This window comes from Flagellimonas zhangzhouensis (genome assembly GCF_900102925.1).
GTDB classification, from domain to species: Bacteria; Bacteroidota; Bacteroidia; order Flavobacteriales; family Flavobacteriaceae; genus Flagellimonas; species Flagellimonas zhangzhouensis.
This window is the reverse complement of sequence record NZ_FNKI01000002.1, coordinates 698,901-725,797: the sequence shown is the minus strand read 5'-3', so window position 1 is coordinate 725,797 and position 26,897 is coordinate 698,901. Positions and strand designations below refer to the sequence as shown.

Sequence of the window (26,897 nt, the reverse complement as noted above, 5' to 3'; positions counted from 1 at the left end):
ATATGAGTACCTTATAGTGTACATAAAAAAGATATAAGTCATGGATTCAGTAAAAAAACTAAACAAATGGGCCAACGCCCACACCTATTTATTTATTGATTTGATTCGTGTCGCCCTCGGAACTTTTTTGTTCATCAAAGGGATTGAAGTGATGTCGAATTACCAACTAATGGCAGAAATGGCTCGCCCATTCCAAGACCTCCCAGGAGGTATGATCATTTTACATTACATCGCACCTGCTCATTTTGTTGGAGGGGTGTTAATTGTTGCAGGGTTATTGACACGTTGGGCAGCTATTGCACAACTTCCTATTCTGTTTGGTGCCGTACTTACCAATTTCTTGGGCACAATGAATACGACCAACTTGGTAGTGGCCGCATTCATTTTATTGTTGTGCCTATTTTTTGTAGTGTATGGATCTGGTAAACATTCAGCGGATTATTACCTTAAAATGCAGCAATAACCTATAGGTTGTCCAATTGATTGCTCTTTTTATCGGTGCTGATTGTCCAGAAAAAGCCAACAAAGAAAAAGCTATCCGCGGGAGGTGTAATCGCCCTTCTATCAAAAACCCCATCCATATTGGGGGTGTCGGCATATTGGTAATTGCTGATATTATTTATGCTCAATAAATTGTTCACGGAGAAATACAAGATTTTCTGTTGGTCGATTAAAAAGGCCCAATTGAAACTCAAATTATTGTACGACTTTGTTTTCTCGGCCATAAATTCGGCTGTATTTGGATTATCGTATGGTCTTCCAGAACCGTAGGAATATGAAAAACCGATTTGAGACCGTAGTTTTTACACCCAATATTTGGTAACAACAGATAAGTTATGTTGTGCCGCAAAGTTGGGCGTGGCACGCTCGTTAAAATTGCGGTAATCCCTTTTGGTGTCCAAATATGAATACGATATCCAATAATCCAAATTGCTCACACTCTTGTTATCTCTCCAAAACATATCCAGTCCCTTGGCATATCCATCCCCTGAATTGTTGTACATGGAGTTGAACTGAGGTTGTTCCGTATCAAACTTTACAAGTTGGTCGTAATCCTTAAAATAGGCCTCGGCCCTAAAAGTTCTGCCGTTGTTGATGTGTTGATAGTTAAGAATGTAATGACTGGCTTTCTCCATTTGAAGGTCTTTGTCAAATTTTACCACCTGCCCCAATGGACGTTGGTAAAAATCGCCGTAAGCAAATGAGAACTGCCCATTTTCTTTTGGTTTGTAGGCCAATGAAACCCTTGGTGATACCTTAAAGGCATCCAACAAATAGTTTTGCTCTCCCCTAACTCCCAATTTAAGAGCAAAACGGTTGCTCAAGAAAATATCCGATTCGGCAAATAGAGCAGCAAGACCTTCCGAATAGCCACTTTCAAAATCATTTGCTTCAAAATCGGTATAGGTTTCATCGTAATCCGTATTAAAATATTCCGCTCCAAAACTTAAATCAAAACGGCTGCTAAAGTTTTTTCTAGCTTTCACCTTAAGGTGGGAAGCAGTTTCTTTGGCATCAACCTTATCAGATTCAATATGGATGTCATTTGTGTCCCAAGCAATGGAAGCACCTGAAGTAAGGCTCCAATCGTTCTCAAAATAGTGTTTATAGGATGCATTGAAATACAAATTATTGTTCTTCAACTGAAAACGAACATAATCCTCAAAATTGATATCCTCTTGTTCAATATCCAAATTGGAATGATTGAAACCTGTGTACAATTTAAACATACTCTTTTCACCCTTGCTTCTAAAAACAGCTTCTCCTGAAATAGATTCATATGGACTGTTCCATCGCACACCTTGGGTACTCGGAAGCAAAGCTTCATATGGTGCCAAATTCAAATAGGAGGTGTTGATGCTCAAGGATTGATTGCCCCAAATCTCGGTATGGCCCAAACCTCCACCAACGGACATTACGGATATTTCTGTTTTCTCTTGATCAGGCTCATCAATGGTGTTCAGCAACAACACGCTGGACAAAGCTTGCCCGTATTCGGCGGAATATCCTCCTGTACTGAACGAAATTCCTTTAAAAAGGAAAGGAGAAAATCGTCCGCGGATAGGCATATTGTTCGCAGTGGCATTAAAAGGTTGAAATACGCGAAGTCCGTCAATAAATACTTGGGTTTCTTCCGCAGTTCCCCCTCGTACAAACAATCGCCCGTCTTCATTTACTGTGGAAGTTCCAGGCAAGGTTTGCAAAGCGGCCACAAAATCCCCTGTTGCTCCTGCAGTGGTTACTATATCCAGCGGTTTTAATACCGAAACTTTAGAATTGTCCCCTGCTTCAAAGGTTCCTGCGGTCAAGGTGACCCCTGTTAAGGAGTTGATGGCTTCCGTTAGTTTGATTTTTAAATCCTTGAAATAAGAAACCTCACCCAACTCGTAGTGCGGGTCAAAAGACAACATGGAAACAATCAAGGTTTGTGTTCCCGTTTCTTCTGTTTCAAAAGTAAAATGACCTTCGCTATCGGAAGAAGCACCATCGTAAGTACCTTCCAAATAAATATTGGCCCCTTCAATGGGGTTGTTTTTGGCATCGGTAACGGTTCCTGTTATGGTTTGTTGGGCGAATACAAAACTTGAACCCAAGATGAATAAGAAGAATGTAAATACGTTTTTCATGACTGTTTGTTTTGATTGATAGGTCAAAATTGCCCCAACAAACACAGCCAAGCCAAAAGGAAATACCCAATTGTAGTTTTTTCAAACTGAATTGAAACGGGATTTACCGCTTTACAATTCACTCCAAATATTCGACACTTCAGCGCATTGAACTTTTAAAAAATAGTTCAGCTTCAGACATTTGAAGCATCAAAAACATCAAAACAACAAGTATGAAAACTGTAACACTAGCATTAAGTTTATTCTTTGTGAGCATCATTTCAATGGCTCAAGAAACTAAAGGGGTCAATATTAAAGTGACCATCGACAACATTAACAGCAACGAAGGAAAGGTTGTAGCAGGATTGCACACCCAAGATACCTTTATGGCTGGTCCTGGAATTCAAAATTTGGAAAGCACCATTGAAAATGGAAAAGTGGTTTTGACCTTTACCAACGTAGCTCCTGGTTCCTACGCCATTTTAACCCTGCACGATGAGAACAGCAACAACAGAATGGATTATCAATCGAACGGAATGCCCGCAGAAAGCTACGGTATGTCTGGCAACGATATGTCATTGGGCCCACCAAACTTTGGAAGCGCAAAATTTGAAGTTGGTAACGAAGACATCGAATTGAACATTCGATTCTAATACAACCTTAAAAACAACCTTTAAAGCCCTGACCAAAGTCGGGGCTTTTTTTGGTAGCTATAGTTTTAAACACTACATTTAATTAACTGACAATCAACCCTAAATAGCAAACTATCAAACAAGTTGGCCAAATATTGTCCATTCTTTTTTTAACGTGGAGTGTTTTTACGTTTGCACAAACCTCGCGCCTTGACTCCTTACAAAACCAACTTAAAGAGGTTGATTCCGATTCCGCTAGAATAGGTGTTTTAAAAAATATTTCTTGGGAATACCTGAACAATCGGGGGGATCTTGAAACGGCCAAGAAATACATAGACAGTTTTTACACGATTAGCAAGGACAAAAAAATGCCTTGGGGTACCTCAATCGCTAATTACCAATATGGCGTACTTGAAAGGCAAAAAGGAAATTACGACGCTGCCTTGGAGTATATTGAGAAGTTTCTAGATTATTCTAGGCAAATAAACAAACCATTTTCCGTGGCCAATGGTTTATATCAAAAAGCTTTAATTCTGGATAACCAAGGTGAAATTGAAAAAGGCTTGGAAATCTACTATGATATTTTAAAAATATATCAGGAACATAATGACCCTTTCAGTATTGCCACCACCCAAAATGCCATAGGAGAAATCCTTAAAAAAACAGGCAAGATGGACGAGGCCATGGAGAATTATCAAAGTGCGCTTGAGATTTTCACGGAATTGGACGATAAAATTGAAATTGCCAATTGCTTGTATAATATCGGGGATACTTATCTGCAACAACAGAATTACATTGAAGCCCGTTCCTACTTTTTCCGTGCTTTACAGTTGGATGAGGAAATGGACAGTGATTGGGGCAAGGCTTTTGATTATGAAGCCTTGGGCAAAGTATTTAGTGGTCAAAAAAGCTATTTCCAATCCTTGGAATATCACCAAAGAGCTCTGGAATTACGAGCAAAATTGGATATGAAGCGGGAGTTGTCTTTGAGCTATAATCAAATTGCATTGATTTATTTGGAAATGAAAAACTATCCGCTGGCAAAGGAAAATGTCGAAAAAGCTATTGCCATTACGCATGAAATTGGTGCTAAAAAGGAGCTGCAGGAAAATTATGAATTGCTTTCAAAAATCCATGAGGCCTCTGGTGAATTTGAGCAAGCTTTGGCTTATAAAAACATAGCCATTACCTTAAAAGACAGTCTCTTCAACGTGGCTAAATCCAAGCAGATTGAAGAGCTTCAGGTTCGTTACGACACCGAAAGACAACAAAATGACATTGCTTCCCTGCAAAAAGATGTAGAAATCAACGATTTAAAACTCGAAAGACAAAAGACATTACGAAACTTCATCATTGCAATCGCACTGGGTACCATGATAGCTTTTTTGTTCTCCTTTAGGCGATTCAAACAAAAACAGAAGGAGAAACAAGTCTTGGATGAGAAAAAGCGAGCCATTGAAGCAGAAAAAAAACGTACCGAAATTGAAAAACAACGGGTGCTGGAACTTGAAAAAATAGATAAACTTAAAGATGAGTTTTTGGCCAACACTTCCCACGAATTGCGTACCCCTTTGGTTGGCATTATTGGTTTGAGCGAAGGATTAAAAGACGGAGTGGCAGGAAAAATGTCCAAATCTGCGATTCAAAACTTAGAAATGATCATCAATAGTGGGAAGCGACTTTCCCATTTGGTGAACGATATTCTGGATTTTTCCAAGCTTAAAAACAAAGACCTCAACCTTTCCCTAAAACCTGTTGATATATATGCCATTTCAAATATTGTTTTACGACTTTCCCGTCCTTTGATTCAGGACAAAAAATTAAAACTGATCAATTCCATTCCCAAGGACATCCCCTTAATTGAAGCCGATGAAAACCGATTGCAACAGATAATGCACAACCTTATCGGAAATGCGATAAAATTCACCGAAAAAGGTGTCATCTCGCTGCATGCAGTAGTAAAAAAAGACATGTTGGCCATTTCCATTTCTGATACAGGAATTGGCATTCCAGAAGATAAAATAGGTAGTATTTTTGATTCCTTTGAGCAAGTTGATGGTTCAACAGAACGGGAATATGGTGGAACAGGCCTTGGGCTTTCGGTCACCAAAAAATTAGTGGAGCTTCATGGCGGAACCATTACTGTTGACTCTGAAAAAGGAAAAGGTTCCATTTTCACCTTCACCTTACCATTGAGCAAGACCAAACGTGAAGATTTCGAAGTACAAACTGTTGACAAGCCAGAAATTGTAAATACAGTTCAGGATTACGACGAAACTGAATCCTTAAATGCATTCGCAGAATCCAATTCATCTCAAGATACGCCTACCATTTTAATAGTGGATGATGAACCTGTAAACCGACGTGTTTTGGAAAATCACCTCCGCATGGCGGGTTATCAAATTATTGATGCTGGTTCTGGCAAAGAAGCTCTTAAAATTATAGCCGAAGGAACACCAATTAATCTGGTGCTTCTTGATGTGATGATGCCTGGAACATCAGGCTATGAAGTCTGTGAAAAAATTAGGGAAAAACACCTCTCCAGCGAACTACCGGTTATCCTATTGACGGCCAAAAACACGGTTTCCGATCTTGTGAGCGGGTTCAATGCAGGTGCCAACGATTATCTGACCAAACCATTTTCCAAAGGAGAACTTTTAAGTCGAATCAAAACCCACTTGAACCTGAACATTATTCATAGGGCCACTTCCCGATTTGTACCCTCTGAGTTTGTGAAATCCATCGGAAAAGAATCTATTACCGATGTGCAATTGGGTGACTTTTCCGAAAAAGAAGTTACCGTTTTGTTTTCTGATATTCGGGATTACACTACCCTATCCGAAAGCATGACACCGCATCAAAACTTTAAGTTTGTAAATGCCTACGTGGGTCGAATGGGGCCCATCATCAAAGAAAACGATGGGTTTGTAAATCAATATTTGGGTGATGGCATCATGGCCTTATTCCCCAATACCCCAGAAGGAGGTTTGGATGCCGCTATTGAAATGCAGCGTGCATTGGCACTTTACAATAAAAGGCGCGTGGAAGAAAAAGGATATCGACCACTTTCCATTGGCATTGGCTTGCATACGGGCCCATTGATCATGGGGATTATTGGCGATACCAAAAGAAATGACCCTGCCGTTATTTCTGATACGGTAAATTGTGCTTCCCGTGTTGAAGGGGTCACCAAGCACTTTGGATCCAATATCATTATCAGCGGCGACACCTTGAACCAGATTCAAAATCCTACCGACTTTAATTTTAGATTTTTAGGTAAGGTACGTGTAAAAGGCAAGCAAAAATCCATTGAGATTTATGAATGTATCGACGGAGATTCCATTCAAAAAATATCATTGAAGCTGGAAACCAAATCTCACTACGATCAAGGCATTTCTTTATATTATGATAGTCAATTTAATGAAGCAGCAACCGCTTTCCAATGGGTGTTGTACAAAAACCCTGGGGATACTGTAGCCCATTATTTTAATGAGCGTGCAAAAAAATATGCTGTTCTTGGTCCGCCAGAGGATTGGACTTCTGGCTCTGTACTTATTTAATTTTGAGTTGAATATTGCATGACCAGCTCCTGAATCCCGTTCGATGCTAGCTTCTGATAATGTTGAAAGCGTTTATCCACAAATTCCTGAGCCTCTCCAAGTACCGTTGCATTGTGAAGCATTAATGTATCGAATCGCTCCTCCATACTTAAATAAGCTTCAAGAGATATACTTGGTGGTTTTGAATCCAAAATAAAAGTATTGGTTTCCAACCCATTTACATTTGGTTTATTGCGATACAACACCCATTGCCCTGAATTTACCGCAGCTTTGTGATATTTTGATGGGCGTTTCATATCCACTCCATGTTCTGGACTGTGGCAATAGGCAATAATCAATGAAGGTCCATCATGCTGTTCCGCTTCCAAAAAAGCACTTAAAGTATGCTGTTGATCAGCTCCCATCGCAACCGAGGCCACATACACATCTGGATATTGCATAGCCAACTGCCCCAAATCTTTCTTATGTTTTAGTTGACCTTTGGCAGCGAACTTTGCTCTGGCCCCAAAAGGGGTTGCCTTGGATTTTTGACCTCCCGTATTGGAATACACCTCATTGTCCAACACCAAAATATTGACGTTTTTTCCAGAAGCCAACACGTGATCCAGTCCACCAAAACCAATATCATAGGCCCAGCCATCACCACCAACAATCCAAACGTTACTTTTTACCAAACTATCCGATATTTTAAATAGTTTATTCGCTTCAGGAGTATGAATTTGTTTTAGTTTCGCTTTCAATTGGGATACGCGATTGCGTTGCAAAGCAATTTCGGTTTCTGAAGACTGTTCCGCCTTTAAAATTTCACATACCAAATCATAACCAACCACATCAGCCAAATCTTGAAGCAAAGTTCTTGCATCCTCTTCTTGCTGATCTATGGAAAGTCGAAAACCTAAACCGTATTCTGCATTATCTTCGAACAATGAGTTGGACCAAGCGGGACCTTGACCTTTTTCATTCTTACTCCAAGGTGTAGTGGGCAATGCCCCTCCAAAAATAGAACTAGCACCCGTAGCATTAGACACTACCATACGGTCACCATACAATTGGGATAGTAACTTTAAATACGGAGCTTCCGCACAACCATCAACCCCCATAGGATATTTAAACAATGGCTCTTGTAGTTGCTGTTGGGCAACATCTTGAACATTGATTAAGCTTCTATCCAATTCTGGAATTTGCTCAAAAAAGTTCCAATTTTCCTTACTTGTAGCATGATGCTCTTCCCTTGGCTTCATTTCCAAAGCATTATCCGTACAAGCATCCACACAGTTTTCGCAAGCCGTACATTGATCTGGATTAATTTGAATGGATAAATAATTCAAATCCATTTTGGGAAGCCCAATTTTTGCTTCGACATCTTTCCATTGAGATGGAGCAGCTTCTTTTACCTCCTTATTATACATTTTTATTCGAAGCGCTCCCGAAGGACAAGCCATACTACAAGCACCGCATTGAATACAGGCATCGGCATCCCATACAGGCAATACACCCTCCTCTTTTCTTTTATTAAAAATGGAAGTTCCTGTAGGATAAACTCCATCTGCAGGCAATTGACTTACCGAAACTTGATTGCCCTTATTGGCCAATAGTTGACCCAACAAGGTTTTGGAAAAGGCATCATCAAAACCTATTTCGGTTTTTGCCTCGGCCATATCAGACATTTCTACCCGTTGTATTTTATTTAAAAGCTCTTGATTAGGGATTAAATCATAAAACTTTGGTGTAAGTGCTAAAAAACAATCCTGTAGCAAGGTATTTTGAATACTCTTTTCATTGGAATCAACAATAAAAAGTTGGGCTTCCTTTTCAATCAATGTTTTTTGTGTTGTCTGAGGCAATTCTTTCCAAAATGTAGTTGAATCCAGTTCGGATTGAACCAAAACAGTTCCACCTTGCTTCACTCTTATTTGATTTCTTTCCTCTTTTAACAAGGTGACATCTGCAAATCCAATAAATTCAGCATCAGAAATCACATAAGGCGCATTAATGGCTTGTTGAGCGAAACGTAAATTAGAAACAGCTTTAGAATTTGATTTTTTATAATCAATCTCCATATATCCTTGAATAAATTGTTCGTCACTTTCTCCAACATATTTCAGGAAACTATCAAAGTTTTGTTGTGTTTGTCTGGATTTGGTTTCAAAAAACAGGGCCTCTACCCGATCAAACTTTTTAATAAAATCAGATTTAACTAGACTTAAATTCGTTACATCATCATGAATCCCAACAGTGAACGGGGATTTTAAAGTTCCCTTTTTTAGGTTTTCCACGATACTTTTCACCATAGAGGGATCAAACTCTTTGGAAGCCAATCCATATCGTCCCCCAAAAACTTTGGGTAATGTTTTAAACTTTGTGGACTGAAAGACCGAATTCACCACATCCAAGTATAAGGGTTCCCCATTGGAACCTGCCTCTTTTGTACGATCTAATACTGCAATTGAGGTACAGGTAGATGGAATACTTTCAATCAGCATATCAGCACTGAAAGGTCGGTACAATCGAGCCTTAACCAATCCTATTTTTTCACCATTGGCATTTAATACTTGGATCGTTTCTTCAATGGTTTGGGTGGAAGATGCCATAGAAATGAACACCTGCTCTGCTTCTGGATGGCCAACGTATTCAAACACCTTGTAGGCGCGACCTGTTAAATGGTAAAATTCATCCATTTTTTGCTGTACAATCCATGGGCAATTGTTGTAGTATGGGTTTACCGCTTCCCTGCTTTGAAAGAACACATCGGGACCTTGCGAGGTACCACTGATGTGTGGATTATTTGGATTTAATCCTCGGTTTTGATGTTCTTGAACCAGATCTTCTTTCATCATGGACTTTATCACATCAATATCCACTTTTTCAATTTTGGAAACTTCATGGGAGGTTCTAAATCCATCAAAAAAGTGAAGAAACGGCACGCAGGATTCCAAGGTTGCCGCTTGGGCAATCAAAGCAAAATCCATGGCTTCTTGAACCGATGAGGATGCCAAAAAAGCATATCCCGTATTTCGGGCCGACATAACATCGCTGTGATCACCAAAAACAGACAATGCATGGGATGCCACAGCTCGGGTAGCCACATGAATCACGTTGGGTGTTAACTCCCCAGCTATTTTGTGCATATTGGGCAACATCAACAATAACCCTTGTGATGCCGTAAATGTGCTCGATAATGACCCCGTTTGAAGAGATCCGTGCATAGCTCCTGCTACACCTGCCTCACTTTGCATTTCAAAAGTGGTAGGTACATTACCGAAAATATTTTTTTGATTGTGAGCACTCCATTCCTCCACCAATTCTGCCATTTCCGAAGCTGGTGTGATGGGATAAATGGGAAAAACCTCATTGGTCATATACGCGATATGAGCTACTGCCTGGTTGGCATTTACAATGATGTGCTCTTTATTTTTCATGGGATTAAACTTGTGTGTGGTGATAAAACATAAAAAAGGCCACCTCGTGTTTTAAGAACAAGGCGGCCTTTGGATTTGAATTACTTTTCGAATTCGATGGTTACAGGTGTTGGTTTGGTCAACATATCGAATACAGGGGAGAATTGAGACAAAGCTCTCAATTGGTCCTCGGAAGCATCGCTCTTTACTTTGAACTTTACGTTGATTCCGTTGAATCCCTTTCTTACCTCTGGATCTAGACCCAAAAAACCGTGAAGATCTACATCACCAGTCAATCTAGACTCCATTCCTTCGATTTCGATACCGTTGGCAGCAGCATGGTAAGCCATAGCTCCAGTTAAACAAGAACCCAAAGCGTGCAATACGATTTCTGCAGGGTTAGGCGCTTGGTCTTTTCCCAATAGCACTTCTACGTGATCAGCCTCCAAAGTGAAGTCACCTTCACGGGATGGGTGCTCTTCACCTACTCCGTAATAATCTTTGATGCTGGTTACACAATGTCCACCATCGATCCAGTTGTTTTTGGCTCTGAACTCAAAGTTTGCCAAAGATGGGTTTTCTTGAACTGCGTTGATAGTTCCTACTAATTGATCTACGTTTACTCCGTTCTTAATGTTTGCTGTTGTAATCATTGTTTTTTGTTTTTAAGATTAATTGATTAAAATTTGCCAGAGTATATGCATTTGGCGTGCCAAAAAATATAATGACCTTATTGTCAATTACTTACAATGAATATCCCATACAAAATAGCTAACGAATATTCGTATATTAACGAAATATCGATGTTTTATTTACGAAATATCGTTGATTAGACAGGCCTAGCTATGCCAAGTGCCTTGATTTTTGAAGAAAGTGTGGTCGGAGGCATGCCAAGAAGTGCGGCAGCCCCTTTTTCACCAGAAATTTTCCAACGGGTTTTTTTTAGCGCCTTTATAATATTATTACGCTCCAATTGATTGAGTTCGTAAGAAGTAAGAATATGATCTACTTCAATTTCATCGGTTGTATCTTTGGAAGTATGCGTATGTGGGATGATTTCTTCCCAATCAATAACGCCCTCTTTGGAAACAATTACGGCGCGCTCAACCAAATTTTGAAGCTCACGAACATTACCAGGCCAGGGATAATTCAATAATAATTTCTTTTGCTTGGCAGTTAATGGATGAACAGGCCTGTTCATTTTTAAGCTGAAACGCTCCACCATACTTTCCGCAATCAAACACACATCATTTCCACGATTTCTCAAAGGCGGAACTATAATAGGAAACACATTGAGTCTATAAAACAAATCCTCCCTGAATTTACCCTCACTAGAAAGCTCCAATAAATTACGGTGGGTGGCAGCAACGATTCGTACATCTACTTTTTGTGCAGTGGAACTTCCAACAGGGTCAAACTCCCCTTCTTGGATCACTCGTAGAAGCTTTGGCTGAAGATCCAACGGAAGCTCCCCTATCTCATCCAAGAAAATTGTTCCCTTATCTGCCAATAAAAAGCGGCCTTTTCTGCTGCTTGTTGCCCCTGTAAAAGCTCCTTTTTCGTGCCCGAAAAGTTCACTTTCGATAAGGTTGGCAGGAATCGCGCCACAGTTCACGCGAATTAAGGGTCCATCTTTTCGGTCGCTAGCTTGGTGAATGGCACGTGCCACCAATTCCTTTCCAGTACCTGTTTCACCATATACCAAAACTGTGGCCGTAGTGTGTGCCACTTGTTGCACCATATCCAGTACATTCTTCATGGATGCATGCTGGGCAATGATGCCATGATCGTCGGTGAGTTCTTTTATTTCTTCCTGTAAATATTCAGTTTTATGTTGCAATGAAGAGATTTGATGGGCCGCTTTCAACCGATCATCAATACTTCGTAATATTAGGGTGTAAAAAGCATCCTCACCCGAGCCATAACTTCCCAAGGTTCCCTCATTCACTGTTTCTTTACCTTGAGAGCCAATTACTTTTATAGGTTTGGGTAAATAACGGCTCATTTTAGTTGCACTCCCATGCTCTTGAATCAAAGATTCAATCAAATCCCCTCCCTCATCATCAAAAAAGTACAGTACATTGCGCTGCAACACATCTTTGTTTTCCAAAATATCCTTGGCCGAACCATTGGCAAGAATCACTCTAAAGTTGGCATCGAACATCAGAATCGCATCCAAAGCGCCATCAATCAAGCCACTCATTTTGGCATGAGTCAATTCGATTTCCTTTTTGGATGCAGCCAATTTTTCCTGGGTAATATCCAGTTCACGGTTTCGTTTGATCAAAACGGATAAAATACCCGTTACAAAACCAGGTTCAGTTTCAATCAGGTGTTTAAAATTGGACGATGCAATCTTCAATACCCGTGTTTCTTCCAAAGCGGTTACGGAAACTGATCTCGGATTGGAATCAAGTAAGGCATACTCGCCAAAGCATTCCCCTTGGGAAAGGGTGCCAAATTCATGCTCCTTATCATGAATCTTCACTTTTCCTTTTAAAATAGCATACATGCCATCTCCTATCTCCCCTTTTTCAATAATACGGTGATTGTTTCCGTACAATTGCTCTTCAGATTCTTTACACAACTGTAAAAGAGAAACCTTATCCACTTCTGAAAAAAAAGGGATTTCTTGCAAAAAATTCACGATGTCAAGAAGTTGTGAATTGGACATGGTATGCGATTGATGAATTAAATATAAAGATTTGACGCCAAAACCCTCCGATAGGTTCTTCATTTTACTTCGATTGAATGGAGAATGAAAGAAACAAAGCAGGTTTGAATCATAGATTCAATCGATGGTTTTTAATACCTTTATTCCCTAAACTTATCGAGAATGACCATTACCCAATTGCAATACGTACTTGCAGTGGCTGAGCATAAAAATTTCACTCTTGCTGCTGAAAAAAGTTTTGTGACTCAACCTACCTTGAGTATGCAGGTTCAAAAATTGGAAGACGAATTGGATGTTTTGATTTTTGACCGAAGCAAAAAACCCATCACCATTACGGAAGTGGGTAAAAAAATTGTGGCACAGGCCAAAAATATTGTGGCCGAAGCGGATAGAATCAAGGATATTGTGGATCAGGATAAAGGCTTTATTGGTGGTGACTACACTTTGGGTATCATTCCTACAGTAATGCCTACTTTGTTACCCATGTTCTTGAACACTTTTATTAAAAAGTACCCGAAGGTGAACCTTATTATAAAGGAACAGTCCACAAATACCCTGATTAAAAATATTTTGGATGGTCATTTGGATGCTGGAATTGCAGCTACACCATTGGAAATTGAGTTTATAAAGGAACGACCTTTATATTATGAACCTTTTGTGGGTTATGTACCCGAAAATCACCGATTGGGAGGTGAAAAAGAATTGAGCACTAGCCACTTGGATGTGAGTGACATTTTGTTGCTACAGGATGGACATTGCTTTCGCGAAGGGGTCATCAACTTATGTAAGAATACCCAAAATATAAATGGAGAGCAGTTTAAAATAGAAAGTGGCTCTTTTGAGACATTGGTGAGTTTATCAGACGAAGGCATGGGAATGACCTTGCTTCCTTATTTAAACACCTTGCATTTGGAAGAATCGAAAAGGAAAAACCTAAAATCCTTTAAAAGTCCACCACCAGCACGGGAAATTAGCTTGATTTACCATAAAAGTGAACTAAAAATACAGATAACGGATGCTTTGCGCGATGTAATTTCTAGCATTGTCCGTGGTGCCATCGCGTTTCAGGATGTGAACATTATCAGCCCTTTGGCCAAAAAATAAAAGAGCCGCTAAAAGCGGCTCATGGTTTTTAAGATTTTAAGACTAATAATGTAGGTTGTAATTCTGGTTTATCTGAAATGTAAAAATGTAACCAGATTTTAAGTTCCTCAACTTCACTTGGCAACAACGTTTTAATAGCTTTTTGAAGTTCCCGCGTGAAAAGTTTAACATCAAAACTCACCTTTTGCAAGATGGTTTTGGTGTAATCTAACATAGCTCTTGGCATAGTGTTTTATTTAAATTGGGAAATTGGTTGTGTTCTAAATTAGGAAAAAACCAGTTTGATTGAATCAAAATCTTGTGAAAAATTAAATAAATTGTTGTTAAAATCGACGAACAACCTAAATGAATAAAAAAAATAAACCAAAATACAATAATCTGATTTTCAGTTCGTTTACTTGCTTTTTTTTACTTGCAAGCTGCGTTTCCACTAAGAAAACACTGAATTCCAGATTAACCAGCGAAGGCTTGAACAACTCTTTTCACGGTCTTGTGGTTGTCGATGCAAAAACCGAAAAAGAAGTTTTCAATCATAATGGCGATAAGTATTTTACTCCTGCCAGTAACACTAAAATTGTCACCCTGTACTCGGCCATAAAATTGCTTCCCAAAAACATCCCCACACTTATCTATGTGGTGCAAAATGACACCCTTTTTATTAAAGGTACGGGGGACCCATCATGGCTACATCCATATTTAATGGACAGTACAGCCGTCAAATGGTTAAAGAATCAAAATACTATTGCGCTCTACACAAACAACCATAACGAAGATCGGTTTGGCCCTGGATGGGCATGGGAAGATTATGACACCTACTTTTCACCTGAAAAAACCACTTTGCCCCTTTATGGAAATGTGGTCACCATATCCAATTCCGATTCATTGGGATTAAAAGTATCTCCTTCCTTCTTTAAAAATCAAACAGAAATTAAGGAGGCACCTTTTAAAAGGGACGAGTTAGGCAACCATTTTTATATCGACCCTACGGAAAAAGATACCTTAGAAGTTCCTTTTATCACAAGCGATAGTTTAATGCAGCACTTATTGTCTTCAGTTTTGGACAAAGACATTGCTTTGACCGACCATTTTCCCTCGGGTGAGCAGCAAATATTGTTTGGCATGGAAACCGATTCTATCTTAAAAAGGATGCTGTTGAAAAGTGATAATTTTTTAGCTGAACAACTATTATTGACCGCCTCTTCCACCCTTTCAGATACCTTGAGCACAAAAACAGCCATCAATTTCATGTTGGATAACCACCTAGGCGATTTGGATCAACAACCCCGATGGGTAGATGGCTCTGGACTTTCCCGATATAATTTGTTTACGCCCCGCTCCTTCGTGCAGATACTCCAAAAATTATATGCCGAAGTACCTGAAGAACGACTTTTCAATCTTATTCCCATGTGGGGACCAGACAGTACAGTTGAAACTTGGGAGGATGCCACTACGGAACCCTTTTTACTTGCCAAATCGGGTTCGGTCGGGAACAATTATAATTTGAGTGGATATATTAAAACTAAATCTGGAAAACTGCTCATATTTAGCTTTATGAACAATCATTTTAGGGTACCTTCTATCGAAATCCGACGAAATATGTACGAGACCTTAAAAGGGCTCTATGAAAATTATTGATTGAAAATACCTTGTACCTGAGCGTATTGCAATAACATAATGGTCTTCGCATCTTTAATTTCGCCTGACTTGATCATGTTGATCGCTTCATCAAAATTCAATTCCAAAACCTCAATATTTTCGGTTTCGTCATCTGCTCCTCCACCTTCACTTATTTTCATCGCATCTTCATAGGCTCCAATAAAAAAGTACAGCACTTCGGTAACTGAACCTGGTGACATATAGGCCTCGAATACCTTTTCAACCTTGTCGATTTTGTATCCAGTCTCCTCTTCCACTTCCATTTTTATGGTCTGTTCTGCATTGCCTTTTTCCAAGAGTCCAGCACAGACTTCGACCATCATTCCATCCTTGTTACCATTCACATAGGTGGGCATACGAAACTGTTTGGTGAGTACCACTTTTCCCTTTTCAATATTATAAAGGAGAATTGCAGCTCCATTGCCACGATCATAGGCTTCCCTTACCTGTTTTTCCCACACACCATCATCACGCAGATATTCAAAGCTTATTTTCTCAAGTTTGTACCAATTGTCGGAAAGCAGCTCTCGCTGCATATTTCTGATTCTGTTACTATTCAACATATTGAAGTTTGAACTAAATATAAAGGTAATTCAAAGATCAATCCCGAATAACTTGAATCCTTTTTGAGACCATTACAATTATGACGATATTTAGGGCATTTATTCAACCAACCAAACCCAATACCATGCGTAAGCTTCTACTCCCCCTAATACTTTTGGCACTTTTTATCAGCTGTGAGGAAAAAACCGAAACTAAACTTCCAAGAATTGCAATCGCAGGACTGGGAATTGAATCCAGTACTTTTTCTCCAGCGCTTACCCACGAAGAAGCTTTTCACCCAAGAATTGGAGACTCTATATTTACGAGATATCCATTTATGGATGTGGATTCTTCTTTGCGCAAACGTGCTGAATGGGTTCCCACTTTAGTGGGGAAATCGTTGCCTGGTGGAACGGTTACTCGTGAAGCCTATGAATCCTTAGTGGGCAAAACCTTGAAAATGTTGGAACAAAACATGCCTTATGACGGGCTTTTCTTTGATATTCACGGTGCTATGAGCGTTGTAGGATTAGATGACCCTGAGGGGGACCTCATTAAAAGAATTCGTGAAGTGGTGGGGACCGATGTACTTATTTCCACTTCGATGGATTTGCACGGCAATGTTTCCAAACGTTTAGCACACCATTCTGATTTAATTACTTGTTATCGAATGGCTCCTCATGAAGATGCTTTGGAATCTAAAAAACGTGCCGTTGAAAACTTGGTGGCCCGACTTGAAAATGGAAAAGGCAAACCCAAATACAAAGCTTGGGTACCTGTACCCGTTCTTTTACCAGGTGAAAAGACTAGTACTCGTGTGGAACCTGGAAAAAGTTTGTATGCCAAAGTTCCTGAAGTGGAACAACAAGAGGGTGTTATTGATGCCGCCATTTGGATTGGTTATGCTTGGGCCGATGAACCAAGAAATCATGCTGCCGTTGTTGTTACTGGGGATGATGAAACACAAGTGAAAGAGGGTGCCGAAAAATTGGCGGAAAGTTTTTGGGAAGTGCGCAACGAATTTGAATTTGTAGCGCCTACAAAATCGTACGAGGAAGCTTTGAAACTTGCCTTGGCAAGTGATAAAAAGCCATTTATGTTAAGTGATATGGGCGACAATCCGACTGCTGGTGGTGCTGGGGATGTCACATGGACTTTGACAGAGCTATTAAAAAGAGATGAGTTTCATGCCAAAAATGGCAAAACGTTGATTTATGCCTCCATACCAGGTCCAAAATTGATTGAAGAAGCCATTAAAGTAGGAGTTGGCGGTGAAGTAAGCGCCCCTGTTGGTGCAGCCATCGACGATAGATATGCCCCTCCATTAATGCTCACTGGAAAAATTACCGCCATAAAACATGGCGACATGCACGCCGAAACCGAGGTCGTGGTTCAGGTGGACAATGCCAGTGTGATTGTGACCAAGAAAAGAAAGCCGTACCACAATAAATCAGATTTTACCAATTTGGGACTAACCCCAAGTGAAACGGACATCATCGTGGTTAAAATTGGGTATTTGGTTCCTGAGTTGTACAATATGCGTGGTGATTGGATCATGGCATTGACGCCTGGTGGTGTTGACCAAGATTTGGAACGATTGGGCCATAAACGTATAATTAGACCAATGTTTCCTTACGACAAAGACATGGAGCACCCAGACCTTTCGGCAAGGTTGATTCCTGCTTCGGATGAAATGGATTAAACAGTCACCGCTTGGTTTAGGTATTGGCGAAAAGGCAACATTTCTTTATAGACCTCAACAATCCTTTCTTTAAAATCGGATTGAAGCACTTCGGATTTGCTCAATTGCAGTTCCACAGCAAAAGTCTTGTTTCGTAACAATTCGATATGGGGATGATCATTGGAAAACCCTTTGGGTGATGATTTCAATTTTTCATCCTCATACAATCCTCCAAACATTTTTTTAAAGGAGGGTTTATCGAGAATAGCTTGCAATTCCTCTCCATTGTAATCGATGGCATCGCGGATGCTACGAAGCGTATTGGAATCAGGTCGCCAGCGACCTCCAGCCAACAAACAATGTTTTAGACCAATTTCAATATAAAAATCAGCGGAATTGGGCGCTTTGTCCAAACCTGCTCCAAAGTGATCTTTATAAATAGGTTTGTTGGGGTGGAACATCAAATTGTTGTTGATGCGATTGATTCCTTTTTTACCTGGGGTTGGGTAATAATCATCTTGGAGTTGACCCACGGTCATATCCAAATCATCCAACCAAACTATAAAATCATTACGAAGGGATTTATACCATTTTCGGTTGGCATCCATCCACTCTTTGTTGTTGTTTTGTTGAAGTTCCTCCAGAAATTGGAATAGGTCGTTGAAATTCATAGCTGCAAAAGAAATGAATTTTTCATTAACCAGATTTTAGACATCAGATTTCAGATATCTGAGTACTGACCACTTTATCCTGTACCATCAACCTTTAACCCTTTACCTTTTTCAAAAAGATTTCTCGACTGCGCTCGAAATGACAGCAAAACACTAATTTCTGACCTCTGATATTTGTTTTTTGATTATTGTTGCGAGATTTCTCGACTCTACCTTCGACTCCACTCAGGCACCGCCTCGAAATGACATTTAAACACTGACTACTGACTACTGAAAACTAAAACCGATTATCCCCATCCAACAAATCGCCAAGACCGCCTAAGATACTACCTTCTCCTTTGTCTTTTCCGCCACCACGAGGTGCAGCGGCCCAAACACGACTGGCCAATCTACTAAATGGTAAGGATTGAATATAAACGGTGCCTGGGCCACGAAGTGTAGCAAAGAAAAGTCCCTCACCTCCAAAAACAGTATTTCGGATGCCACCGATAAACTCAATATTATAATCCACGGTTTGGGAAAATCCGACGATACAGCCTGTATCTACTTTCAAAACCTCACCAGGTGCCAAGGTTTTTTTCGCCATGGTACCTCCAGCATGTACAAAGGCCATTCCATCACCTTCCAATTTTTGCATAATGAAACCTTCACCACCAAAAAAACCGCGTCCCAATCGTTTGGAAAACTCAATTCCGACAGCAACTCCTTTGGCGGCACACAAAAAGGCATCTTTTTGACAAATAAACTTCCCTCCTTTTTCGGAAAGATCAATCGGAACAATTTTACCAGGATAAGGCGAAGCAAAGCTTACTTGCTTTTTTCCATGACCAATATTTAAGAAAGCGGTCATAAAAAGACTTTCCCCAGTAAGCAAACGTTTACCTGCAGAGAACAATTTGCCCAAAACTCCAGTATCTTGGTTGGAACCGTCCCCAAAAATGGTATCCATTTTAATATCGGAATCCATCATCATAAAACTGCCTGCCTCGGCAACAACAGCTTCTTGTGGGTCCAGTTCTATTTCCACATATTGCATTTCTTCGCCGTAAATGTGGTAATCTATTTCGTGTGCGTTCATTTTTTTTAGATGTTTTTTGATTTCATATTATAGGTAGAAAGAATTATGGTTTTGTTACACTTGAACCGAATACAGGGCAACTTTCACCTTTCACCTTTCACCCTTCACCCAAAACCATTACCCCTTCACTTTCACCGTCCACTCAAAATGAAAAGTAGAGACCTCTACCCCATCTTTATTCACGCCTACCGATTTCATCCAGCAGGTTTGTCCTTCTCCTGTTTCTACAGTTTTTTGAATCGCAGCAGCAATTTGCTCCCCATCCTCACAAGTAAAAGTGATCCTGCCCGTTGCTTTTTTGGTAAAGGTAGCTTTGTTGTTCGCCACGAGCATGGATACTTTTTTGCCGCTTTTTTGGATTTCATTCATCACCAAAGCACCTGTACTTAGTTCCGCTGCCATCCCTTGCACCGCCCAAAACATGGATTTAAATGGATTTTGATTCACCCAGCGATGCTTCACTGATGTAATTGCCTTTTGATCATCAATATATTTCAATCGAATACCTGTCCACCAGGCAGATGGTAGCTTCAAAAAGGTAAATGTGTTGATTTTACTGGGTGTCAGTGCCATATCGTTTGTTTAATTGGCTTAAAAATAGGTAAAATGAACCACAATATAATTGTTAATATTATGTTAATTTATAGTACTTTGTTTTGCATAGTACCATCTTTTGGATATATATTTGCATGGTAAGCTAATAGGTAAACCCTTTTACAATCAAAAAACAGCAATCAAAAATGGAATCAACATTAACCAAACACGAAAGAAATTTATCCGCGATCATACACGCGTCCACCTTCTCGAAGTATTTTATACCCTTCGGTAATTTTATACTACCCTTGATCTTGTGGACCGCTAATAAAAAGGAACATGGTTTTGTGGATTATAATGGAAAGCAGGCATTGAACTTTCAAATAAGTATGTTGCTGTATTCCATTGTCGCAGGCTTGATCACTATTCCCTTTTTTATTGGGTTTTGGCCCGATTTGTTCGATTGGGACTTGTTTGGAGTTCACCGATTGAGCGACATCAACAACCTAAACATCCATATTGACAGTGACGACTTTAGATTTGGACGTTTGTTCTGGCCCGTAGGTATTTCGGGAGTATTTCAGGTAGGATTGGCCATTGTGAACATTGTTTTTACCATTTTGGCCACCATAAGAACCAATGAAGGGGAATATTTTAAATATCCCTTTACTATAAAATTCATCAAATAATCTATAAGGAGCTTCATCACCTCCACAACCATCATCAATCATCAATCATCAATCATCAATCAAGAAAACAGGAGTTTAAACATCAATCAAAAAACGAAAAAGCATCAATCAAACATCATCAATCAAAAAACCGCTTCCACTCCCCTGCCCAATCAGGGGAATGGAGTGGAGGCGAATCAAAAACGAACAGTAAATCAGTTCCGAACCTAGTTCGGCAAAATTAGAACCATGAAATTATGAACATAGAAAACACAAAAGCACAAATGCGCAAGGGGGTTCTAGAGTACTGCATCTTGTCCATCCTAAAGGATGACGACAAGTATGCCTCTGAAATTCTTGAGGCCCTAAAAGACGCAAAGATGCTAGTAGTGGAAGGTACCATATACCCATTGCTCACAAGGCTAAAGAATGCGGGATTGCTCAACTACCGTTGGGAAGAATCCACCTCTGGGCCTCCACGTAAATACTACGCGTTGACGGAAACAGGCCGTTTGTTCTTAAAAGAACTCAACGGCACTTGGGATGAACTTAGAAATGCAGTTAATCTGGTAACCAACACCATATAAAATCAAAAAATGAACAAGACAGTAAATATAAATTTAGCCAATACGCTCTTTCACATAGACGACGACGCGTATAACAAGCTGAGACGGTACCTCGAGTCCATAAAACGGTCCTTTGCAGGTACTGCGGGCAGCGATGAAATCATTGCCGATATAGAGGCCAGGATCGCAGAGCTCTTCCTTGAAAAAATGGAAAACGAGCGCCAAGTGATCACCCATAAAGAAGTTGACCAAGTGATCAATGTAATGGGGCAGCCTGAAGATTATATGGTAGATGAAGATATTTTTGAGGACGAACCCAAAAAATCACATACCCAAAGTAGCACAACAAAAGGTAAAAAACTGTACCGAGATATCGAACACAAATATATCGGTGGTGTTTGTGCTGGACTGGAACATTATTTAGGTATAGACGCACTTTGGATTCGATTGATCTTTATCCTCTTGGCCGTATTCACCAGTGGTTTTGGATTGATCGCCTATATCCTACTTTGGATTTTGGTGCCCGAAGCCACAACAACCTCGCAAAAATTGGACATGCGGGGAGAGCCTATCAACATCAGCAATATAGAACGCAAGGTTAAAGAGGGGTTTGATGATGTTGCAGACAAGGTTAAAAGTGTTGACTACGATAAAGTGGGCGACAAGGTCAAAAGCAGCTCCAAGACCTTTTTTGATACTATCGGGGATATCATCATGTTCCTGTTCAAGATATTCGGTAAGTTCATTGGCATACTATTGATCATTATTGGTGCGGCCACCTTGGTTGGATTGTTCTTCGGAATGTTCACCGTAGGTCTTTTTGATGCCGTACATTTTCCTGGAGTAGATTTTTACGAAATTGTGAACACCACAGGAGCACCTGTTTGGTTGGTTTCCATACTGTTGTTCTTCGCAGTTGGTATTCCTTTCTTCTTCCTGCTTTATTTAGGGTTGAAGATATTGGTGACCAACTTGAAATCTATTGGAAACATTGCCAAATTCTCCTTATTGGGACTCTGGCTGATTTCTGTAGGACTGTTGATTGCCTTTGGAGTCCGTCAGGCAGCCGAGTTTTCCAATACGGGCAGCATCCACGAAAAGGAGCAGATTGCTTTGCAAAATCCAACAGATACTTTGGTTATTAAAATGAACGACAATGATTACCTATATAGCAGAGACGATGTTCATTTTGGTAGAATGACCTTTACCTATGATGAAAACGACAAAAGAATCTTGATTTCTGATGAAGTTGAAATCAAAATGAGAAAGTCGGAAGACAGCTTGGTGAACATTACCGTTCGTAAAGATGCCAACGGAAGCTCTTCTTTGGCAGCTCGCGATAGAGCCAAGAACATTGAATATGGATATGAGATTGTTGGCAACCAAATTATCTTGGATGAATATTTAACCACCGATGTTTCCAACAAAGCTAGACATCAAGAAGTGACCACAACCATTCACATTCCAGAGGGAACTGTGGTTCGATTTGAAGAATCAACCAGAGGTCATATTGGACGAGGCATCAGTAACGACCAAGATTATTACCGTAGCAGTATTATTGGACATGTGTGGAAAATGGATCAGGATGGGGAGTTAAAATGCCAAAATTGTCCAGAAAATGTGGATGAAGAAGATACCCACGGTAAGAACAAAATCATCATCAATGAAGATGGTATCGACATTGACATTAAGGACGAAACCGATTCTTTTGAAATGAAAATCAATGAAGACGGAATTAAAGTAAAAGCAAAAGACTAAGTACAATTGGGTAACGAAATTCATCAATTCGGTCGCTTTTACTACCAAAAACTAAAATAGAATTAGACATTTACACTGAATTTAAGTTCAGCATCAATCAAAAAACAACAAAATCAATCAAAAAACAACAAAATCAATCAAAAACAAACGCCCAGCAAAGCTGAGCATCAAAAAACAACAATCATGACAACACTAGCAAGATTAGCCATCGCAGTTCTTTTATCCTTATTTGCCTCCTCATGCATGATGGACATGAATTTTGGGAACGGCAAAACAGGAAACGGAGAGGTCGTAGAAGAGACCCGAAACGTGGATGAAAACTTCACTGTAGTTTCCGCATCCGAAGGAATCGACGTATTTGTGACCCAAGGTTCCGAATATAAAATTTCTGTTGAAGCAGACGAAAACATCATCGACCTTATTGGAACGGATGTTAGAGATGGTAAATTGAAAATCCATGCCATTGAAAACATCGGACGTGCCACCAAGAATGTTTATGTGACCCTTCCAGAAATTTCTGGATTGGAAAGCTCCAGCGGCGCGGACCTTATCGCACAAAATGTGGTAGAGTCCGACAGAATTGAACTGGACGCCAGTAGCGGTGCAGACCTACAAGTAGAGCTTGTAGCTGGTGAGGTTTCTGCCGATTGTAGCAGTGGAGCCGACATTAAAGTATCTGGCAAAGCCGAGGTTCTTTATGCCGATGCCAGCAGTGGTTCCGACATTAAAGCTAGAGACTTGATGGTAAAAAGATGTAACGCCGATGCTAGTAGCGGAGCCGATATTTCGGTAAATGTTTCCGAATCCTTGGTAGCCGATGCCAGCAGTGGAGCTGATATTAAATACTCTGGTGATGCAAGTGTGCAAACCAAAAAATCAGTTTCAGGAAGCGTTCGTAAATACTAATCCAATTCCCTTTACATATGCAATGGCCTGCTGAATTTTCAGTGGGCTTTTGTCTTTATTATGTTTGCCTGAAAAGCTATCTTAGCGGGACTCTAATTTATTTGACCCATGCAGATAGCCTTAAAAAAGTACACCTTAAAACTTGCCCATACCTTTACCATTTCCAGAGAATCTCGCGATGAGCAGGATACTTTGATTGTTTGTTTATCCCATGACGGAAAAACAGGGTATGGAGAGGCAACATCCAACCCTTATTATGGCATCACCATCGAAAAAATGATGGGCGAAATAGAATCGAACAGCGCTGCCATTGAAAGTTATGAGTTGGACTCGCCCGAAAACTTTTATGAGCATCTGGAATCCATGGGACTGCACAAATTCACCCTTTGTGCACTGGATTTAGCCGCCAATGACCTTTTTGGCAAACTGCAAGGCAAACCCCTTTATGAAATATGGGGCACAGACAGCAGCCGCTACCCTACCACCAATTACACTATAGGAATTGCGAGCATTGACAAAATGGTGGAGAAACTCAAAGAGAAACCTTGGCCTGTTTACAAGATTAAATTGGGTACCAAAGAAGATGTTGCCATTGTGCAAGAACTTCGAAAATATACCGATGCTATTTTCAGAATTGATGCGAATACTGCTTGGACGGCTGAAGAAACCATAAAAAACGCACCAATCCTAAAGGAACTTGGGGTAGAATTTTTGGAACAACCCTTAAAAGCTGATGATTGGGAGGGCATGAAATTGGTTCGAGAACAATCTGTTTTGCCCGTAATCGCCGATGAAAGTTGTATTGTGGAATCGGATGTTGAAAAATGCGGCCCGTATTTTCATGGCATCAATATAAAATTGACCAAATGTGGCGGTCTTACGCCTGCCCGACGCATGATCAAAAAAGGACGAGAATTGGGACTTCAATTGATGGTGGGCTGTATGACCGAGTCTTCCGTGGGTATTTCAGCCATAGCGCAACTCTTGCCGCAGCTGGATTATGTGGATATGGATGGAGCCATGCTCTTGAAAGAAGATATTGCCAGTGGGGTAACCATTTTGGAAAACGGCGAAGTTATTTTTCCAAAATTACCTGGTAGCGGCATCCAACTGTTGTAATGGCCCACAATTTAACCAACATACCAAATCGGGAAGTTATTGTTGATGGCAAACCCTACCTCTATTTTGGTGGTACGGCCTATTTGGGTGTTCAGGATTACCCTCCTTTCAAGCAATTGTTTTTGCAACAGATGGAGCAATGTGGATTGCAATACGGAGCTTCCAGAAAATCCAATATTTCTTTGGATGTTTATGCAAAAGCTGAAAGCCATTTGGTCAATTGGGTAGGAAGCGAAGCCTGCTTGACCATGTCTTCTGGGTATTTGGCCGCGCAATTACTGATTCAAACGTATTTGAAACAAGGTCATTCATTATTTGCGACACCAAACTCACACATTGCTCTACATACGCAAGGAGTCACAAAGGTTAATTCAATTGCATCTATAAAAGAAAAGTTGTTATCAGAAATTGACCAAGGTAATACACCTGTTATTCTTTTTGACACCATCGATTTTGAAGATGACTTGTTTCCAAATTTCGACGCATTACAACAACTTCCAATGGAAGAGGTCATTTTAATTGGGGATGATTCGCATGGGATTGGTGTAGTTGGAGAGACTGGAAATGGTGCTTATGAAAAACTAAAAGTTCTAAATCCTGCTAAATTAATGGTATGTTGCTCTTTGGGAAAAGCATTGGGAATTCAAGCTGGAGCAATTTTTGGGGATGAAGAAGATATCCAAGTCTTAAAAAACACAGGATTTTTTGGAGGAGCCAGTCCCGCATCACCCGCTTTCATGGGAACACTTTTAGATGCCCAAGATATTTATTCGGAACGATTGGCAAAACTGCGGATAAATCATGCCACATTCAAAGAACATTTAAAACATCCACAATTTTTCAATCATTTGGATGGTCATCCCTCTTTTGAATTTACCAATGCTTCAATCGCCAAAACTTTAGAAGCAGAAGGTTTTCTTTTTACCAATTTCAGGTACCCTGATGAATCAGGCCCACTGGTCAGCAGAATTGTATTGAGTGCCTATCATCAAAAGGAGGACATCCTTAAACTGGTCAATTGCATCAACTCCTTGGTTTAATTTTTAGTTCTCTTTTAATTAGAATCCAATCAATTGTCACCCTTTAGGTTCAAAATCCAGTGTATTGATTAATGTTTTTATAATTATTCTACACAAAAAATACAACATACTCAATATTTAAGTGCATATTTTCAAAAATGTTAAATTTTATTCTTAACTTTTTAGTAATCTAATCCAGAATAAAAAAGTAGGGCATTATGAAAAAATCTGTTTTATTACTAGCAATTGTTTTTGTTTTCTTAATGACCGGAAGTTTTAAGACTTTAGAAACCAACCGTCCATCCATTGAGGGAACCTGGGAGCTTCAAAGTTTTTACAACTACGACGGTGTGAACATTACGGATACAATCACCAAATCGGATGGGTACCGACAAGTTAAAATGTATTCGAAAAATAAAATTATGTGGACCCGATATGTACCAGACGAGCCTAATGGACGATTTGGATACGGGTCTTACAAGGTTACCAACGACTCTTTGATCGAGGTTATTGAATATGGGGATGATGATATGATGAAAGCCTTGGACACCATGCGGAATTTTAAATTTGAGCTGATAATTACCAAAGATCAGTTTAGTCAGATAACTGTTGATGGTGAGGGTAACCGAACTTTTTCAGAGAATTACAAGCGGATTGATTGAGTTGACATTCAACTAAAAAGGCACTGAAAATTCAGTGCCTTTTTAATTTAAACCGTTTAACT

General features: G+C 39.9%; 23 protein-coding genes. 13 read left to right on the top strand and 10 right to left on the bottom strand.

The window, feature by feature from the left end; all coding sequences use genetic code 11:
- The first annotated feature begins 40 nt into the window (after nucleotides 1-40).
- Nucleotides 41-463 (top strand): DoxX family protein, encoded by a 423-nt coding sequence (locus tag BLQ18_RS10110; protein ID WP_090295024.1) that lies wholly within the window; start codon nucleotides 41-43, stop codon nucleotides 461-463.
- A 1-nt stretch (nucleotide 464) separates the two neighbouring features.
- On the opposite strand, the gene BLQ18_RS17190 is transcribed toward BLQ18_RS10110, so the two are convergent.
- Nucleotides 465-725, bottom strand: coding sequence for a hypothetical protein (locus BLQ18_RS17190; protein WP_313795026.1), 261 nt, complete (start codon nucleotides 723-725; stop codon nucleotides 465-467).
- A 78-nt stretch (nucleotides 726-803) separates the two neighbouring features.
- Nucleotides 804-2,627: a TonB-dependent receptor gene (locus BLQ18_RS10105; RefSeq protein ID WP_313795025.1), complete on the bottom strand. Its 1,824-nt coding sequence runs from the start codon at nucleotides 2,625-2,627 to the stop codon at nucleotides 804-806.
- Nucleotides 2,628-2,839: 212 nt separating this feature from the next.
- Here BLQ18_RS10105 and BLQ18_RS10100 point away from each other — a divergent pair, with 212 nt between their 5' ends.
- The gene (locus BLQ18_RS10100) at nucleotides 2,840-3,259 is read left to right on the top strand and encodes a DUF2141 domain-containing protein (protein WP_090295022.1); all 420 of its coding nucleotides are present in this window, start codon (nucleotides 2,840-2,842) and stop codon (nucleotides 3,257-3,259) included.
- Between the two features lie 134 nt (nucleotides 3,260-3,393).
- On the top strand, nucleotides 3,394-6,798 hold the full coding sequence (locus BLQ18_RS10095) for an ATP-binding protein (protein WP_090295018.1): 3,405 nt from the start codon (nucleotides 3,394-3,396) through the stop codon (nucleotides 6,796-6,798).
- Here BLQ18_RS10095 and BLQ18_RS10090 read toward each other — a convergent pair.
- The 3 genes from BLQ18_RS10090 to BLQ18_RS10080 form a co-directional block, all read right to left on the bottom strand.
- On the bottom strand, nucleotides 6,795-10,217 hold the full coding sequence (locus BLQ18_RS10090) for a 4Fe-4S binding protein (RefSeq protein ID WP_090295015.1): 3,423 nt from the start codon (nucleotides 10,215-10,217) through the stop codon (nucleotides 6,795-6,797). The genes BLQ18_RS10095 and BLQ18_RS10090 overlap by 4 nt on opposite strands.
- Before the next feature lie 80 nt (nucleotides 10,218-10,297).
- Nucleotides 10,298-10,849, bottom strand: coding sequence for an OsmC family protein (locus BLQ18_RS10085; RefSeq protein WP_090295013.1), 552 nt, complete (start codon nucleotides 10,847-10,849; stop codon nucleotides 10,298-10,300).
- A 176-nt stretch (nucleotides 10,850-11,025) separates the two neighbouring features.
- The gene (locus tag BLQ18_RS10080) at nucleotides 11,026-12,933 is read right to left on the bottom strand and encodes a sigma 54-interacting transcriptional regulator (protein WP_090295010.1); all 1,908 of its coding nucleotides are present in this window, start codon (nucleotides 12,931-12,933) and stop codon (nucleotides 11,026-11,028) included.
- Nucleotides 12,934-13,032: 99 nt separating this feature from the next.
- On the opposite strand from BLQ18_RS10080, the gene BLQ18_RS10075 reads away from it, so the two are divergent.
- On the top strand, nucleotides 13,033-13,974 hold the full coding sequence (locus BLQ18_RS10075) for a LysR substrate-binding domain-containing protein (protein ID WP_090295007.1): 942 nt from the start codon (nucleotides 13,033-13,035) through the stop codon (nucleotides 13,972-13,974).
- A 28-nt stretch (nucleotides 13,975-14,002) separates the two neighbouring features.
- Here the strand turns inward: BLQ18_RS10075 and BLQ18_RS10070 are convergent, their stop codons facing one another.
- On the bottom strand, nucleotides 14,003-14,200 hold the full coding sequence (locus BLQ18_RS10070; RefSeq protein WP_090295004.1) for a hypothetical protein: 198 nt from the start codon (nucleotides 14,198-14,200) through the stop codon (nucleotides 14,003-14,005).
- Nucleotides 14,201-14,319: 119 nt separating this feature from the next.
- On the opposite strand from BLQ18_RS10070, the gene BLQ18_RS10065 reads away from it, so the two are divergent.
- Nucleotides 14,320-15,609 (top strand): D-alanyl-D-alanine carboxypeptidase/D-alanyl-D-alanine-endopeptidase, encoded by a 1,290-nt coding sequence (locus BLQ18_RS10065; protein ID WP_090295001.1) that lies wholly within the window; start codon nucleotides 14,320-14,322, stop codon nucleotides 15,607-15,609.
- Here the strand turns inward: BLQ18_RS10065 and BLQ18_RS10060 are convergent.
- Nucleotides 15,603-16,193 carry an NUDIX domain-containing protein gene (locus BLQ18_RS10060; protein WP_090294998.1) on the bottom strand — a complete coding sequence of 197 codons (591 nt, stop codon included), beginning with the start codon at nucleotides 16,191-16,193 and terminating at the stop codon, nucleotides 15,603-15,605. The two genes, BLQ18_RS10065 and BLQ18_RS10060, sit on opposite strands and share 7 nt — an antisense overlap.
- A 125-nt stretch (nucleotides 16,194-16,318) precedes the next feature.
- Here BLQ18_RS10060 and BLQ18_RS10055 point away from each other — a divergent pair, with 125 nt between their 5' ends.
- The gene (locus BLQ18_RS10055) at nucleotides 16,319-17,875 is read left to right on the top strand and encodes a M81 family metallopeptidase (protein WP_090297513.1); all 1,557 of its coding nucleotides are present in this window, start codon (nucleotides 16,319-16,321) and stop codon (nucleotides 17,873-17,875) included.
- Here the strand turns inward: BLQ18_RS10055 and BLQ18_RS10050 are convergent.
- The 3 genes from BLQ18_RS10050 to BLQ18_RS10040 all read right to left on the bottom strand — a co-directional run bounded on the left by BLQ18_RS10050 (nucleotide 17,872) and on the right by BLQ18_RS10040 (nucleotide 20,176).
- Nucleotides 17,872-18,525 (bottom strand): DUF2461 domain-containing protein, encoded by a 654-nt coding sequence (locus tag BLQ18_RS10050; RefSeq protein ID WP_090294996.1) that lies wholly within the window; start codon nucleotides 18,523-18,525, stop codon nucleotides 17,872-17,874. The two genes, BLQ18_RS10055 and BLQ18_RS10050, sit on opposite strands and share 4 nt — an antisense overlap.
- A 277-nt stretch (nucleotides 18,526-18,802) precedes the next feature.
- Nucleotides 18,803-19,603, bottom strand: a complete 801-nt coding sequence (locus tag BLQ18_RS10045) for a TIGR00266 family protein (RefSeq protein WP_090294993.1) — start codon at nucleotides 19,601-19,603, stop codon at nucleotides 18,803-18,805.
- A gap of 117 nt (nucleotides 19,604-19,720) precedes the next feature.
- Entirely contained in the window at nucleotides 19,721-20,176 is a 456-nt protein-coding gene (locus BLQ18_RS10040; protein WP_090294989.1) for a DUF4442 domain-containing protein, read from the bottom strand.
- Nucleotides 20,177-20,343: 167 nt separating this feature from the next.
- Between BLQ18_RS10040 and BLQ18_RS10035 the strand changes: the two genes are divergently transcribed.
- From BLQ18_RS10035 to BLQ18_RS10005, 7 genes are all read left to right on the top strand, one after another.
- The gene (locus tag BLQ18_RS10035; protein ID WP_090294986.1) at nucleotides 20,344-20,826 is read left to right on the top strand and encodes a DUF4870 domain-containing protein; all 483 of its coding nucleotides are present in this window, start codon (nucleotides 20,344-20,346) and stop codon (nucleotides 20,824-20,826) included.
- Nucleotides 20,827-21,062: 236 nt separating this feature from the next.
- Nucleotides 21,063-21,392: a PadR family transcriptional regulator gene (locus tag BLQ18_RS10030; RefSeq protein WP_090294983.1), complete on the top strand. Its 330-nt coding sequence runs from the start codon at nucleotides 21,063-21,065 to the stop codon at nucleotides 21,390-21,392.
- A 9-nt stretch (nucleotides 21,393-21,401) separates the two neighbouring features.
- The gene (locus BLQ18_RS10025) at nucleotides 21,402-23,129 is read left to right on the top strand and encodes a PspC domain-containing protein (protein WP_090294981.1); all 1,728 of its coding nucleotides are present in this window, start codon (nucleotides 21,402-21,404) and stop codon (nucleotides 23,127-23,129) included.
- A gap of 183 nt (nucleotides 23,130-23,312) precedes the next feature.
- Nucleotides 23,313-24,035 carry a head GIN domain-containing protein gene (locus tag BLQ18_RS10020; RefSeq protein ID WP_090294979.1) on the top strand — a complete coding sequence of 241 codons (723 nt, stop codon included), beginning with the start codon at nucleotides 23,313-23,315 and terminating at the stop codon, nucleotides 24,033-24,035.
- A 108-nt stretch (nucleotides 24,036-24,143) separates the two neighbouring features.
- The gene (locus BLQ18_RS10015; RefSeq protein ID WP_090294976.1) at nucleotides 24,144-25,154 is read left to right on the top strand and encodes a dipeptide epimerase; all 1,011 of its coding nucleotides are present in this window, start codon (nucleotides 24,144-24,146) and stop codon (nucleotides 25,152-25,154) included.
- Nucleotides 25,154-26,194: an aminotransferase class I/II-fold pyridoxal phosphate-dependent enzyme gene (locus tag BLQ18_RS10010; RefSeq protein ID WP_090294974.1), complete on the top strand. Its 1,041-nt coding sequence runs from the start codon at nucleotides 25,154-25,156 to the stop codon at nucleotides 26,192-26,194. The genes BLQ18_RS10015 and BLQ18_RS10010 overlap by 1 nt, the downstream gene beginning before the upstream one ends.
- A gap of 197 nt (nucleotides 26,195-26,391) precedes the next feature.
- On the top strand, nucleotides 26,392-26,835 hold the full coding sequence (locus BLQ18_RS10005; RefSeq protein ID WP_090294971.1) for a hypothetical protein: 444 nt from the start codon (nucleotides 26,392-26,394) through the stop codon (nucleotides 26,833-26,835).
- The last annotated feature ends 62 nt before the right edge of the window (nucleotides 26,836-26,897 follow it).